The organism is Rhodococcus sp. IEGM 27 (assembly GCF_033142305.1).
Classification (GTDB): domain Bacteria; phylum Actinomycetota; class Actinomycetes; order Mycobacteriales; family Mycobacteriaceae; genus Rhodococcus_F; species Rhodococcus_F oxybenzonivorans.
This window is the reverse complement of the sequence record NZ_JAWLSG010000006.1, coordinates 71,200-84,662: the sequence shown is the minus strand read 5'-3', so window position 1 is coordinate 84,662 and position 13,463 is coordinate 71,200. Positions and strand designations below refer to the sequence as shown.

Below are 13,463 nucleotides of genomic sequence, written 5' to 3'. Positions count from 1 at the left end.
CGACTTCCACAGGAGAAACCTCATGTCCCAGTACGGGGAACCCGATCATTACATCCTGCATGTGAGCGACACCCACTTCGTCACCGACGGCGCCCTGCTCCACGATTGCGTCGACAGCGACGCCAACCTCTCCCGGCTGTTCGAGCGGCTCGAGAAGGCCGGCCGACGGCCCGAGGCCATCGTGTTCACCGGTGACCTCGCCGACAGGGGCGAGCCCGAGGCGTACGTGCGGCTGCGCCGGATCGTCGAGCCCGCCGCGGAGCGCCTCGGCGCGAGGGTGATCTGGGTGATGGGCAACCACGACGCGCGGCCCGCCTTCCGAAGCGGCCTGCTCGACGCCGAACCGACCCAGGACTCGGTCGACGCGGTCGTCGATGTCAACGGATTGCGGATCATCGTGCTGGACAGCACGGTTCCGGGTTTTCACCACGGTCTGATCAGTGACGAGCAGCTCACCTGGCTGACGGACGTCCTGGCCGAGCCGGCGCCGCACGGCACCCTGCTCGCCCTGCACCATCCGCCGGTACCGGGCCTGCTCGACGCCATCGAGTCGGTAGAGCTGAAGGAACAGCACCGGCTCGAGACGGTGCTCGCGGGCACCGACGTCCGCGGAATCCTCGCCGGACACCTGCACTACTCCACCACGTGCACGTTCGCGGGCATTCCGGTGTCGGTGGCATCGGCGACCTGCTACACGCAGGATCTACTCGTCGACGAGGGCAGCATCCGGGGTCAGGACGGTGCGCAGGGTTTCAACATGGTGCACGTCTACCGCGACCGCGTGCTGCACACGGTGGTCCCCCTCGACGGGACCCCCGCCGTGTATGAAATGACTGCGGAGGAGATTCGGCAGTCGATCGAGCAGCTCACGGCGCCTGGCGTCTGATGTTCGTCGAAGTTCCCGCCGAAGCCTCCGCCGGCTACGCCGAGACACCGTCGGTACCGTCTCGGGCCGGTCGGGTACGGCGCGGTCTCGCGCCGTACCTGTATCTCCTGCCCGCCGTGGTTCTGCTGGTCGTGTGGATCTACAAGCCGCTCGGGGAGACCATCGGACTGTCGTTCTACAAATGGAACATGGTGCCCACCAGCCCAAAGGTTCCGGTGGGCATGGACAACTACGTTCGCGTACTGTCGCTGCCCGAACTCCATCAGGCACTGCGGAACACAATTGTGTACGTCCTCGCGTTCATGGTGTTCTCGTTGCTGCTACCGATGGTCGTCGCGCTGCTGTCGAACCGGGTCGCCGGACGATGGAAGACGCTCTACCAGGCCCTGATCTTCGTCCCATTCCTCATCACCCCGGTGGCAGGCAGCGCGATCTGGCGATGGCTGTTCAATCCCGAGGGCGGCACGATTCCCCGGATGGCCGCGACCCTGGGGTTCGACTTGGGCAACGTCTTTCGTGAACCCGGACTCGCGATGCTCGGTGTCGTGCTGATCGTCGGGTGGCAGATGCTCGGCTTCGGTGTGCTCGTCATCTCCGCCGGACTGGCCGGAATCAATCCCGACTACGCGTCGGCCGCGGCCCTCGACGGCGCGTCGCCAGCGACCATCACCCGCAAGATCACCCTGCCGCTGCTGTCCCCGACGCTCGTGTTCCTCGGCCTCATGACGATCCTGCTGGGCGCGCAGTGGGCGTACCCGATCATCGACATCGTCACGCAAGGCGGCCCGAGCGGTTCCTCCACCAACATCTACTACCTGCTGTACCAGTTCGGATTCCAGAATTTCGACGCAGGATTGTCGGCTGCTGCGGGAACCCTGTTCTTCCTCGGCTTCGGGCTGATCGCCGTCGTGTTCGTTCGTGTGTCGGACCGGCTGAGCTTCTACGACAACTAGGACCCCCCATGGCATTTGCACTCGTCGATGCGCCGGCCCGATCGACCGCCGCCGCCCCGGCCCGCGATCCCGGCGACGCCCCGGTCGCCACCGGTTCCCGCAGACAGGTGGCGGCCGGCCACGTGGTTCTCGCTGCCGTCACTGTGTTCAGTATCTTCCCGGTGTACTGGATGTTCGCCACCGCGTTCCGTCGTCCCGAGGACTCCCTGTCCGTCAGCCCCGTGCCCTCTCCGTTCAGTCTGGACAGCTTCCGCTACGTGTGGGAGACCATTCCGATGGCATCGATGCTCGTCAACACGTTCGCCATGGCGTTGGCGATGTCCGTCAGCCAGCTTCTGGTCGCGATCCTGGCCGCCTACGCGTTCGCGCGGTGGACCTTCTTCGGAAAGCAGGTGCTGTTTCTGCTGTTCGTGGGATCGTGGCTGGTGCCGTTCCAGGTCACCATGATTCCGAACTACCTTCTCATCTCACAGATGGGTCTACTCAATACCGTTGCCGGGATCGTGATCCCGAATCTGTGCTCGGCGTTCGGTGTTCTGCTGATGCGCCAGCACATGGAAGCGTTTCCGCGAGAGTTGCTCGATGCCTCCCAGATCGATGGCCAGAACTCGTGGGCCACCCTGTGGAAGGTAGTGCTGCCCAACATGCGGCCGGCGCTCGCGGCACTGGGCATCATGTTGTTCATTTCGGCGTGGAACGAGTACCTGTGGCCGTCACTGGTCATGCGGCAGTCTAACGCGGTTATCCAGATCGGAATTCGCGGTTTCCTCGGCGCGGAAGGCAACAACTGGGGTGCGGTGATGGCGGCGTCCGGCCTCGCCTGCCTACCCATTTTCCTGATCTACCTGTTCCTCCAGCGCTACGTGCGTGACGCATTCGTTCGCTCGGGTCTCAAATAGTGCTTGGCCAACATAATTCGAAGGAGCTACATGAAGATCGTCCAGATCAGTGACACGCACCTGTCCGCCCGCGGCGGGCGCACCCAGCAGAACTTCGAGCGCATCGTCGACTACGTGAACAATCAGGTCCGCCCCGACCTGATCGTGCACTCCGGCGACATCGTGATCATTCACCCCGATGATGCCCACGACCGCGCCCACGCCCACGAACTTATGCAGCGGTTTACCGCTCCGGTGCTTGTCGTGCCCGGCAACCACGACATCGGTGAGCCGGGCTCCTCGCCGTGGAAAGGAATCGGCGTGACCGATGACCGGATCGCCGCCTTCGAGGAGGTGTGGGGTCCCGATCACTGGCGCCACGACATCGACGACTGGACAGTGCTCGGACTGAACAGCGAGCTCTTCGGTTCAGGTCTCGACCGGGAGACCAGGCAGTGGGCCTGGATCGAAGACGTGGCCGCGGACGTCCCCGACTCGCAGCGGGTGATCGTATTCCTGCACAAGCCGATTTGGAGTGCCCTGGACGAGCCGGTCGGGCACGCCGTCGACATCGGGGAATCCCGTACCCGGTTGCTCGCGACTCTGGGAAAGATGTCACTCGCTGCTGTCGGCAGTGGGCACCTGCACTGCTACCGGCAGACCGTCCGCAACGGGGTACTCGAGGTCTGGGCACCGTCCACCGGATTCGTGGCCGGCGAGGGCGAATCCCTCCCCGGGCCGCTCCATCAACTCGGCATCGTCGAATACGACTGCACCGGCGGTGTGGTGCGCGCCGGCTACCGGTCCGTGCCAGGCCTCGAAGACGTCACGGCTACCGACGTGCCCGAGGTGACACAGGCCATCGACGCATTGGGCCACAGCCCGGTTCGCTGAGGTCGAGGGGGCGGCGGTCGCGATCGGCCCCGACTCGCGAGCCGCGCGGTACGCGGACCTCCTTCTCGCCCGGAGTGAGGAGTTCCGGGATGGGCGACGGTACCGGCTAGCGCACATCACGCCTGGCCGACGAGTGGCGCGACCTTGGTGCCGAGGAGTTCGATGGCGCGCATCACCTTGTCGTGCGGCAACGGCCCGACGCTGGGGTGCAGCATGAACCGCTCGATGCCGAGGGTCTCCCGCATGTCGACGATCTTCTCCGCCACCTGCTCGGGGTTCCCGAGGACCAGTGAGCCGCCGGGGCCCCGCATGGCGTCGAAGGACTGCCGATCCATCGGCGCCCACCCGCGTTCGCGACCGAGTCCGGTCATGGCCGCGGCATAGGACGGATAGAAGTCGTCGGCGGCTTGCTCGGCCGTGTCGGCGACATAACCGTGGGCGTGGACGGCGATCGGCTGCGGTTCGTGACCGCCCTCCGAGACCGCACGCCTGTGGAGGTCGGCGAGCGGGGCAAAGCGTGCCGGCCGGCCTCCGATGATCGCGAGCGCCATCGGGAGACCGAGCAGCCCGGCACGGACCACGGACTCCGGGTTGCCGCCGACTCCGACCCACACGGGCAGGGGACGCTCGGGCCTCGGGTACACCGGCTGATCGGTCAAGGCCGGACGGAATCGTCCTGACCACGACACCGATTCGGAGTCGCGGAGTGCGAGGAGCAGCCCGAGCTTCTCGACGAACAGGTCGTCGTAGTCGGCGAGGTCGTACCCGAACAAGGGGAACGATTCGGTGAAGGATCCTCGACCGGCCATCACCTCGGCGCGACCGTCGGAGATGAGGTCGAGGGTGGCGAACTCCTCGAACACCCGCACCGGGTCATCGGAGCTGAGCACGGTGACCGCGCTGGTCAACGCGATGTGGGAAGTCTTCGCTGCTGCGGCGGCGAGCACGACGGCGGGCGCGGACGCGGCGAAGTCGGCTCGGTGATGCTCCCCGACGCCGTAGACGTCGAGACCGACCTGCTCGGCGAGAACGACCTCCTCGAGCAGGTTCTTCAGGCGCTGCCGTGGTGAGACGGTTTCGGTCTCACCGGGGCCGACCTCGGCGAATGTCGTCAACCCGAGTTCCATGGCTGCACTCCTTCTAGATAGTTGAACTATCAATCAGTGTGGTAACGGTGGGAGCCTGCCGGATATTCCGACCTTGGTTCGGATCGGTGCGCTCGGGGAATACCGACACCATGGCGACTTATCGAGTAATCGACCCCAAAGGTGACGTGGTAGAGACCCGAGAGATCGACGCAGCCGACGACGCGCACGCGTGGTTCGTCGATGTCCGGGCCGACAACAGCGAACTCGGGTGGCGGATGGAAGTCGAGCACGACGGCGAATGGTCGTTCTTCGATGACACCGAGGGCGTATCGAAGCAGTAGAGACCCCACCGTGCTCGCCAGCAGCCCAAGGAAATTGGGCGTCGAGGAAGAATTTCACCTCATCGACTTGAAGACTCGGCGCCTGACGACCCGTGCGCCGGAACTGCTGGCGCGACTGCCCGACGAGGCCTACGTCGACGAGCTTCAGCGGTGTGTGGTGGAGGTCAACAGTGGTGTGTTCACCGACCTTGCCGATCTGAGGTCCGACCTGGCCTGGCACCGCTCCTTGCTCGTCGACGCGGCCGAGGGGCTCGGTGTCGGGGTGGCGGCCGCCGGAGCGATGCCACTCGCCCTTCCGACGGAGATGCAGGTGACAGGGTCGCTGCGCTACCAGCGCATGCTGGCCGACTATCAGATGCTCGCCCGCGAACAACTGATTTGCGGCACCCAGGTGCATGTCGATGTGCCCGACCGGGACGAGGCCGTCCAGGTGGCCAACCGCATCGCTCCGTACCTGCCGGTTTTCCTGGCGCTCAGTGTGAGTTCCCCGTTCCGGGCCGACGGTTCGGACACCGGTTACGCGAGCGCGCGGACCCTGCTGTGGTTGCGGTGGCCGAGTACCGGTCCGGCGGCGCCCGTCTCCTCGGCCGCGGAGTACGACACCCTTATCGACGACCTGGTGTCGAGCGGCGTGATCAGCGACCCCGGCATGGCGTACTTCGACATCCGCCCCTCGGCCAAGCTTCCGACGCTGGAACTGCGGGTGTGTGACAGCTGCCCGCGACTCGACACAGTCATCCTTGTCGCGGCCCTCTTCCGCGCCCTCGTCGAACGGGAGGTCCAAGGGTTGCGGGCCGGCGACAGGGGTCTGAAGATCGTCCCGACAATGACCCGGGCGGCGCTCTGGCGGGCTGCGCGTTCCGGCCTGGAAGCGGACTTGGTAGACGTCACGGTTCCGCGCTCGCGTCCCGCCGCGGACATCGTTGAGGACTTCGTGCGCTCCTTGAGGCCCCAGCTCGAGGAGACAGGTGACTGGGACACCGTCCGCGAACTGTCTGCCGCCGCCCTCGCGACGGGAAGCTCGGCTGCCCGTCAGCGTCAAGCATTCCAACGACGGAATCGGTTGACCGACGTCGTCGACCAGCTTCTCGCCGAGACTGCCGACCGGGTGTCACCGCTTCCCGAGGGCGAAACCCTGGTGCCGAGCGTGCACGCGGAACGCTCGCACTCGAGCGTGGCGACCCGCCCGCGGAGGCACTGGGCCGCGCGATTCGCCCGGCGGGGCAGCGAATCCGAGCTGACCTGGACCGGGTCAGGAGAACTCGACGAACAGCAGCTGCTCGCGTGGCGTAGAGATCTCCACGCCCATCCCGAGCTGTCGTTCGAGGAGCGACGAACAACTCGGGTCGTGCGCGATCACCTTGCGAGTCTCGGTGTGGAGCCCGTCCTCATGCCCGGTGGAACCGGACTGTGGTGCGATATCGGACCCGAGACGGAACACTGCATCGCCCTGCGCGCCGATCTGGACGCGTTGCCGATTACCGAGGCGACCGGTCTCGAATTCCAATCCACTGTGCCCGGGGTTTCGCACGCCTGCGGCCACGACGCGCACACCGCAATGCTGATGGGCGCCGCCGCCGTCCTCGTCAAGTACCCACCGACGTGCCGAGTGCGATTGATCTTCCAGCCCGGGGAAGAAACCACGCCAGGCGGTTCGGTCGACACGATCGCCGCCGGCGCACTGGAGGGGGTCTCCAAGATCTACGCCCTGCACTGCGACCCGAACCTCGAAGTCGGGAAGCTCGCCACCCGGAGCGGTCCCATCACCTCGTCGAACGCATCGGTGACCGTGCGCCTCTGGTCGCAGGGCGGACACACCGCGCGCCCACACCTGACGGGCGATCTGATCCACGCCGGTGCGGTACTCATCACCGGGCTGGCCTCTGTGCTCGACCGCCGCATCGACGCCCGTACGGCGACGGTCCTCACCTGGGGGAAGGTGTCCGCCGGTCAGGTCGGCAATTCCGTGCCGGAGTCGGGGGAACTCGTCGGGACCCTCCGCAGTGCGTCCCACGAAACCTGGGCCAACCTCGAGCCCCTGGTCACCGACACGATCGGGGAACTACTCGCCCCCTACCACGTGCGCTACGAGCTCTCCTACCTGCAGGGCGTGCCACCCGTGGTCAACGACCCCGACTGCACGGCGGACCTACGGGAAGCGATCGAGTCCGTGGTCGGGTTCGATCACCTCGCGGAAGCCGAGCAGTCGAGCGGCGGGGAGGACTTCGCGTGGTACCTCGAGCAGGTTCCCGGTGCGATGGCCCGCCTCGGCGTCTGGGACGGCGTCGGCGAACGTCAGGAACTGCACCAGCCCGGTTTCCGGCTCGACGAACGCGCGATGATGCACGGTGTGCGCACGCTGGTCGCGCTGACACGGCTCGGCGATCAGACCGAGTGAGACTTACATCTGCGGCGGGTACGGCGGCATCGGGTCGGGTGGCTGGGGTCCGGGTGGCTGGGGTCCCGGTGGTTGCGGTCCGGGTCCGGGTTCGGGTGGCCGCTCGGGTTCGGGCGGACGTTCCGGTCCGGGCTCCGGCGGGAACGGATGAGGCGGCGTCGGAGTGGGCGGTATCGGCGGCTGCGGTTCCGGCTCGGGAGGTTCAGGCCCCGGTGGCACCGGTCCCGGATCGCGGTTCAGGGGCTCGTCACGGTGGCTCGTCATCGCCTCGATCACTTTCCTGTCGGTTGATTGAGGAGTACCCCGATCGGGCATACCACAAGCGGCATGACATTGACCGGTGGTTGGGGAACAAAATCGGGAGCCGGTGCGTTGTCTAGCAACCATGCCCCGCAAGCGCGGGAATGTCCGGCAGGGGAGACCCGAGCCGAAGGGAGGAAGTCATGGCAACCGACTACGACGCACCACGGGTTACCGTCGACGACGAACTCGCGGAGGACTCGCTCGAAGAACTGAAGACGAGAAGGAACGAGTCGCAATCTTCCGTCGTCGACGTGGAAGAGGCCGACACCGCGGAGTCCTTCGAACTGCCCGGCGCAGACTTGTCCGGTGAGGAACTCACGGTACGGGTCGTTCCGAAACGGGCCGACGAGTTCACCTGTAGTAGCTGCTTCCTGGTGCACCATCGTTCCCGACTCGCCTCGGACGAGGGTGGCCAGCTGATCTGCCGCGACTGCGCGTGAGACAGGTGAGTGCCGAAGTGCCGTACTTCGGCACTCACGTTCGTTGTTCGCGCGGGCACAGCGCCTACGGCTGATCGAACTGTCGCCGCTTGTGGTCACCGAACGGTTCGTCCCGTTCCCGAACGGCCTCGCGGAATCCTGCGGTGGCCGAACGCAACTGAAACGCGTATCCCTCACGCGTGTGCCGGGACACGCCGTCGAACACGGTGCTGATCATGCCCGAGTTGGCCACCCCCTGGGCGAGGAGAGCGCTGTTCAAGGCGAGCTTGACCATCATCAGCTGATTGATCGGCATCTGAGCGATCCGGCCGATGAGGTCCTCGGTGCGCTGGTCCAATTCCTCGGCGGGCGCAGACTCCACCGCCAGCCCCCACTCGGCTGCCTGCTTTCCGCTCAGGCAATCACCGGTCAGCAGTAGTCGCTTGGCCCGTTGATCGCCGAGACGGTGCGCCCACATCCCGGCGGCAGGCACCCCCCACACCCTGGTCGGGGGGTAGCCGATCTTCGTGTCGTCGGCCGCGATGATCTGGTCGCAGTACAGGGCGATGTCGGTGCCGCCCGCCACGCAGAAGCCGTGCAATTTCGCGACGGTCGGTTTGTTCGAATGCAGCAGACTCGCGAACCCACGATTGAAACGGCTCATCATCGCGTAATCCGCCATCGGATCCCAGTGGCCGAACGGATTGTGATTGCGCGCCTGCACCATCGGATCGAGCACCGTGCCGGTGGTCCTGTCCGGTCCGTCTCCCGGATTGCCGCCGCTCTCAGCGAACACTCCGAGGTCGTATCCGCCGCAGAACCCCTTCCCGCGTCCCGACAGCAGAATGACGTGGACGCGGGGATCGAGGTCCGCTCGTTCGACGGTGGCGGCGAGCTCGAGCGGGGTGTCCGCGGTGATGGCATTGCCGTGCTCCGGCCGGTTGAAGGTGATCCGCGCAATCCGCCCGGTCACCTCGTAGGTGAGTGTGCGGTACTCGGTGTGGTCCTCGGCCTGTTCCCGGTCCGCGAACAGCGAATCGGCTCCCTCGTCCCAGCCTTCCCGCCACGCGCCGGGACGCATGCCGGCGTGGTTCTCGTAGTCGGTCACGACCCGACCTTGGGGGTGGCGCGGTCGATGATCGCCGCGGTGTCGATGCCCGTCGGGAGTGTCCCGAACACGGTGCCCCAGTCTCCCGACAACCTGCTGACGCAGAAGGCGTCGGCCACCGCCGGATGTCCGTGGCGGACGAGGAGTGAACCCTGCAGGGCGAGTGCCATGTCGCCGACGACCCGGCGGGCGCGGTGCTCGAGGCTGTCCAGGTCGCCGAAACTCGACTTCAGCTCGGCGACCGCGGTATCGAGCCGGGAATCGACTCCGGCAGTGGAGTCGAGTTCGTCGAAGAACACCTGTAGCGACTCCGGTTGTTTCGCCATCGCCCGTAGGGTGTCGAGGGCGGCGACGTTGCCGGAGCCCTCCCACACCGACAACAAGGGCGCCTCCCGATAGAGCCGCGGCATCCGCGACTCCTCGACGTAACCGTTGCCGCCGAGGCATTCCAGGGCCTCCGCCGCATGGATCGGCCCGCGTTTGCAGACGAAGTATTTGCTCACCGACAGGGAAATCCGGCGCAGCATCGTCGCCTGTTCGTCACCGGCCGTCGCGTGGTCGGTGAGTGCGGCCAGCCACAGTGCGACCGTGGTGGACGCCTCCGACTCCACCGCCAGGTCGGCGAGCACATTTCGCATCAGGGGCTGATCGACCAGATGGGCGCCGAACGCGCTGCGGTGCACGGCGTGGTGCGCTGCCTGCGCGGTGCCGACCCGCATGCCGGTGGCAGTCCCGATCGTGCAGTCGAGGCGGGTCATGTTGACCATCTCGATGATGGTCCGAACACCACGGCCTTCCTCACCGACGAGCCACGCCACGGCCTCGTCGTACTCCACCTCACTACTCGCGTTCGAGTGGTTGCCGAGCTTGTCCTTGAGGCGCTGCAGGTGCATTCGGTTCCGGCCACCGTCCGGGAGGACGCGGGGAAGCAGGAAACACGACAGGCCGCCCGGGGCCTGAGCGAGGACCAGGAACAGGTCCGACATCGGCGCGGAGGTGAACCACTTGTGCCCGGTCAGCAGGTAGCTGCCGTCGGACTGTGGCACCGCGCGGGTGGTGCCCGCGCGGACGTCGGAGCCGCCCTGCTTCTCCGTCATCGACATTCCGGCGATCAGCCCGGCCTTGGTGAGGGGCGGACGCAGCGCCGGGTCGTAGACGCGGGAGGTGAGCAGGGGTTCGTATCGTGCGGCGAGTTCGGGGTTGTGACGCAACGCGGGAACGACGGCGTAGGTCATGGAGATCGGGCAGCCGTGCCCGGCGTCGACCTGTCCCCATACCGCCATCTTCGCCGCTCTGATCAGGTGAGCATGCGGATTCGGATCCGCCCACGGACTGCCGTGTAACCCCATCTCGACAGCGGTGGTCATCAGCCGGTGATACGAGGGGTCGTACTCCACCTCGTCGATGCGGTGACCGTAACGATCGTGCGTGCGCAGCACGGGTGGGTGCGCTTCGGCGAGGTCGCCCCACCGCTGCGCTTCCTCGCTGCCCGCCAACCGCCCGACGTCGTGGAGTTCCTCGAGCGCGTCGTGTGCGCCCTCCCGTTGCAGCGCTTCGAGTATCGGCGGGTAGTAGGCCGCATCGAAGTCGGTGAGGGGTGGCACCTGATTGAAAACCTCGTGCGTGGCGGTCATGTCGGGCTCCCGAGAGATCGAAGGGTGAAGGTGAGCAGGGCGGGGATGATGGCGGAGTCGCCGGCTCCGCGGGCCAGCGGCAGGATCAGGGCCTCGCCGATGGCCCCGACGATGCAGGCTGCGGTCACCGACGCATCCTGATCCGGGATTTCGCCGGCCTCGACGGCGGCGGCGATGGCGACCGCCAGCGCATCGCGGAACGATTCGCGGAACAGCAGTCGCTCCGTGTCCACCTGGGGGTCGACGGGTTCGACGAGCAGTGCGTAGGCGAGTGTCGGTGCGCGCAGGGCGCGTTCGGCGAAGGTGTGCACAGAGGCCGACACGGCTGCGACATAGCGCCCTTCGGTGGATTGCGCGGAGTTGCCGGCCTGGACTGCAGCGCTCACCTCGCGGCTGCACACGATTCGGAAGACCTCGGCGAACAATTCGCCCTTGTTCGCGAAGTGGCGGTAGACGGTGCCGGTGCCCACTCCTGCCTCGGCTGCGACGGCCGAGATGGAGCACCCTGCGTAGCCGTGCCGGGCGATCAACCCGAGTGCGGAGTCGATCAGGGTGGTACGGAGGGCGTCCAGTCTTTCCTGGACGGCAGGAGTGCGCCGATAGGCCATATCGAAGAAGTGAACACCCGTTCCGTTCTTCCGTCAAGGGTGCTAACGTCGGCCGGACCAGCGAGGAAAGGCGCACCCGATGGCTTCCGACGTGGTACTCGTCCGACGGGACGGCCCGGTCACGACGATCAGTCTCAACCGGCCCGAAGTGCGCAACGCGGTAGACAGGCCCACCGCCGAGGCACTCGCCGACGCCTTCCGCGACTTCGACCGCGACGAAGACGCCTCCGTCGCAGTTCTGCACGGTGAGGGCGGGACGTTCTGCGCAGGGGCAGACCTGAAGGCGATCAGCGCAGGCCGGGGTAACCGGGTCGCCCCGGACGGTGACGCCCCGATGGGGGTGTCCCGCATGAGGCTGTCCAAGCCCGTCGTCGCCGCGGTCGAGGGTCATGCCGTGGCCGGTGGACTCGAATTGGCACTGTGGGCCGACATGCGGGTCGCCGACGAGAATGCGATCTTCGGGGTCTACTGCCGTCGTTGGGGTGTCCCACTGATCGACGGGGGAACGGTTCGCCTCCCGCGGCTCATCGGTGGGAGTCGCGCGATGGATCTGATTCTCACCGGCCGTTCCGTCGACGCCGACGAAGCCCTCCTGATCGGGCTGGTCAACCGGAAGGTCCCGGCCGGTGACGCGCTTTCGGCGGCGCAGCAGCTCGCCGCCGACATCGCCGCCTTCCCGCAGGTCTGCATGCGGCAAGACCGGCTGTCGGTCCTCGAACAGCACGGCCTTTCCGAGGAGATCGCGCTCCTGGCGGAACTACGCCACGGCGCAACCTCGTTGGCGAACGGAACAGTCGAGGGTGCGTCGCGGTTCGCCGCCGGCGCGGGGCGGCACGGATCGTTCGACACGCCCGAGGCGGATCGCTCCTGACCGAGCCCGGTGACGATGACAGGTGCGTAGCATCGATTAACCGGGCTCGAAGGTGGGGTGCACGTGAACGACTGGGTAAAGGAGCAGTTCTTCCGGGCCGCACCGACCGAGGCCGAGGAAACGTCGCGGCGCAGGATCCGACTGCGGCAGGTGGTGTGGTTCTCGTACCTGTCGGCGCTGGTGCTGGTCGTCTGGTTCGTCGGCCTACCCACCGATCGTCTCTATCAGGCCGCCTGGATCATCGCCGGGCTGATCGCTTTCACCATCGACCGCAGCTGGCGTGAACACCTGAAGGTACTGACCGATTGGCTCCCGCTCATTGCCGCGCTGGTGGTGTACGACCTCAGCCGGGGGGTTGCCGACGAACTCGGAATGCCCATCCGCGTCACAGAACTGGTCACCGCGGAGAGCTGGCTGTTCGGCGGCACGATCCCGACGGTCTGGTTGCAGGACCATCTGCTCGGGCCGCACGGTGTGCCACCGTGGTGGACTCTGCTGACCGGCATCGTCTACACCAGTCATTTCCTGGTGCCGTGGCTGGTGGCGGCGGTCTTCTACGCATACTCCCGGCCGATCTGGGCGAAATACATGAGGCGGGTGCTGGTGCTCTCGTACCTCGGATTGACCACCTACATCCTGCTGCCGGCCGCGCCGCCGTGGTTTGCGGCCGAGGTGGGCGCGATCGATGAACCCGTAGGCCGGGTCGCCGGTTTCGGATTCGGCATCGTTCCGCTGGACGTGAGCACGCGGTGGCTGGAGGCACAAGGCAATCCGGTGGCGGCAATGCCCTCGCTGCACGCCGGTTTCGCTTTCCTGGTCGCGATCGCATTGTGGCCGCTCGCCTCCAGGTGGTGGCTGCGTATACCACTCGTGCTGTACCCACTGGCGATGGCGTTCGCGCTCGTCTACGGCGGCGAACACTATGTGGTGGACGTGCTCGCCGGCTGGGCCTGCGTCGGACTCGCCATCGTCCTGTGCAGGATGTGGGAAGGGCGGGCCGGGCTGCGCGGGGCAGGGGAACGCACGGACGTCTCCGTCGCTGCGTGACCACTGTCGATAACCGGCACGCGTACCGTCGGAAG

Annotated in this window: 13 protein-coding genes; 9 read left to right on the top strand and 4 right to left on the bottom strand. The window is 66.5% G+C overall.

The window, feature by feature from the left end:
- Nucleotides 1–22: 22 nt before the first annotated feature.
- From R4P95_RS21175 to R4P95_RS21160, 4 genes are read left to right on the top strand one after another with little or no spacing between them, the layout of a single operon-like run.
- Nucleotides 23–886, top strand: coding sequence for a phosphodiesterase (locus R4P95_RS21175; protein ID WP_213574492.1), 864 nt, complete (start codon nt 23–25; stop codon nt 884–886).
- Nucleotides 886–1,839, top strand: coding sequence for a carbohydrate ABC transporter permease (locus R4P95_RS21170; RefSeq protein ID WP_213574491.1), 954 nt, complete (start codon nt 886–888; stop codon nt 1,837–1,839). Before R4P95_RS21175 ends, R4P95_RS21170 begins: the two co-directional genes overlap by 1 nt.
- An 8-nt stretch (nt 1,840–1,847) precedes the next feature.
- A complete protein-coding gene (locus R4P95_RS21165) occupies nt 1,848–2,738 on the top strand; it encodes a carbohydrate ABC transporter permease (RefSeq protein ID WP_213574490.1) in 891 nt (296 codons plus the stop codon).
- Nucleotides 2,739–2,768: 30 nt separating this feature from the next.
- Nucleotides 2,769–3,611: a metallophosphoesterase family protein gene (locus R4P95_RS21160; protein ID WP_213574488.1), complete on the top strand. Its 843-nt coding sequence runs from the start codon at nt 2,769–2,771 to the stop codon at nt 3,609–3,611.
- A 116-nt stretch (nt 3,612–3,727) separates the two neighbouring features.
- Here R4P95_RS21160 and R4P95_RS21155 read toward each other — a convergent pair whose 3' ends face one another.
- Nucleotides 3,728–4,738, bottom strand: coding sequence for an LLM class flavin-dependent oxidoreductase (locus R4P95_RS21155; protein WP_213574486.1), 1,011 nt, complete (start codon nt 4,736–4,738; stop codon nt 3,728–3,730).
- Between the two features lie 110 nt (nt 4,739–4,848).
- Here R4P95_RS21155 and R4P95_RS21150 point away from each other — a divergent pair, with 110 nt between their 5' ends.
- The 3 genes from R4P95_RS21150 to R4P95_RS21140 all read left to right on the top strand — a co-directional run bounded on the left by R4P95_RS21150 (nt 4,849) and on the right by R4P95_RS21140 (nt 8,181).
- A complete protein-coding gene (locus R4P95_RS21150; protein ID WP_109326290.1) occupies nt 4,849–5,040 on the top strand; it encodes a hypothetical protein in 192 nt (63 codons plus the stop codon).
- Nucleotides 5,041–5,050: 10 nt separating this feature from the next.
- Complete coding sequence (locus R4P95_RS21145) at nt 5,051–7,438, top strand: glutamate--cysteine ligase (protein ID WP_317745190.1); 2,388 nt, start codon at nt 5,051–5,053, stop codon at nt 7,436–7,438.
- A gap of 443 nt (nt 7,439–7,881) precedes the next feature.
- Nucleotides 7,882–8,181 (top strand): DUF4193 domain-containing protein, encoded by a 300-nt coding sequence (locus R4P95_RS21140; protein WP_109326292.1) that lies wholly within the window; start codon nt 7,882–7,884, stop codon nt 8,179–8,181.
- 64 nt (nt 8,182–8,245) lie between these two features.
- On the opposite strand, the gene R4P95_RS21135 is transcribed toward R4P95_RS21140, so the two are convergent.
- The 3 genes from R4P95_RS21135 to R4P95_RS21125 are packed head-to-tail and all read right to left on the bottom strand — an operon-like array spanning nt 8,246 to nt 11,510.
- A complete protein-coding gene (locus R4P95_RS21135; RefSeq protein WP_284707379.1) occupies nt 8,246–9,241 on the bottom strand; it encodes a crotonase/enoyl-CoA hydratase family protein in 996 nt (331 codons plus the stop codon).
- A gap of 23 nt (nt 9,242–9,264) precedes the next feature.
- Entirely contained in the window at nt 9,265–10,902 is a 1,638-nt protein-coding gene (locus R4P95_RS21130; protein WP_317745189.1) for an acyl-CoA dehydrogenase family protein, read from the bottom strand.
- Nucleotides 10,899–11,510: a TetR/AcrR family transcriptional regulator gene (locus R4P95_RS21125; protein WP_159918938.1), complete on the bottom strand. Its 612-nt coding sequence runs from the start codon at nt 11,508–11,510 to the stop codon at nt 10,899–10,901. The genes R4P95_RS21130 and R4P95_RS21125 overlap by 4 nt, the downstream gene beginning before the upstream one ends.
- Nucleotides 11,511–11,589: 79 nt before the next feature.
- Here R4P95_RS21125 and R4P95_RS21120 point away from each other — a divergent pair, with 79 nt between their 5' ends.
- The gene (locus R4P95_RS21120; protein ID WP_317745188.1) at nt 11,590–12,381 is read left to right on the top strand and encodes a crotonase/enoyl-CoA hydratase family protein; all 792 of its coding nucleotides are present in this window, start codon (nt 11,590–11,592) and stop codon (nt 12,379–12,381) included.
- Nucleotides 12,382–12,534: 153 nt separating this feature from the next.
- Nucleotides 12,535–13,428: a phosphatase PAP2 family protein gene (locus R4P95_RS21115; RefSeq protein WP_317745711.1), complete on the top strand. Its 894-nt coding sequence runs from the start codon at nt 12,535–12,537 to the stop codon at nt 13,426–13,428.
- Nucleotides 13,429–13,463 lie beyond the last annotated feature (35 nt).

What these genes read in the sequence shown, in the direction of transcription:
- R4P95_RS21140 (WP_109326292.1), top strand. Translation starts at nt 7,882, where the DNA reads ATGGCAACCGACTACGACGCACCACGGGTTACCGTCGACGACGAACTC.
- R4P95_RS21150 (WP_109326290.1), top strand. Translation starts at nt 4,849, where the DNA reads ATGGCGACTTATCGAGTAATCGACCCCAAAGGTGACGTGGTAGAGACC.
- R4P95_RS21170 (WP_213574491.1), top strand. Translation starts at nt 886, where the DNA reads ATGTTCGTCGAAGTTCCCGCCGAAGCCTCCGCCGGCTACGCCGAGACA.
- R4P95_RS21175 (WP_213574492.1), top strand. Translation starts at nt 23, where the DNA reads ATGTCCCAGTACGGGGAACCCGATCATTACATCCTGCATGTGAGCGAC.
- R4P95_RS21155 (WP_213574486.1), bottom strand. Translation starts at nt 4,738, where the DNA reads ATGGAACTCGGGTTGACGACATTCGCCGAGGTCGGCCCCGGTGAGACC.
- R4P95_RS21125 (WP_159918938.1), bottom strand. Translation starts at nt 11,510, where the DNA reads ATGGCCTATCGGCGCACTCCTGCCGTCCAGGAAAGACTGGACGCCCTC.
- R4P95_RS21120 (WP_317745188.1), top strand. Translation starts at nt 11,590, where the DNA reads ATGGCTTCCGACGTGGTACTCGTCCGACGGGACGGCCCGGTCACGACG.
- R4P95_RS21160 (WP_213574488.1), top strand. Translation starts at nt 2,769, where the DNA reads ATGAAGATCGTCCAGATCAGTGACACGCACCTGTCCGCCCGCGGCGGG.
- R4P95_RS21135 (WP_284707379.1), bottom strand. Translation starts at nt 9,241, where the DNA reads ATGCGTCCCGGCGCGTGGCGGGAAGGCTGGGACGAGGGAGCCGATTCG.
- R4P95_RS21165 (WP_213574490.1), top strand. Translation starts at nt 1,848, where the DNA reads ATGGCATTTGCACTCGTCGATGCGCCGGCCCGATCGACCGCCGCCGCC.
- R4P95_RS21130 (WP_317745189.1), bottom strand. Translation starts at nt 10,902, where the DNA reads ATGACCGCCACGCACGAGGTTTTCAATCAGGTGCCACCCCTCACCGAC.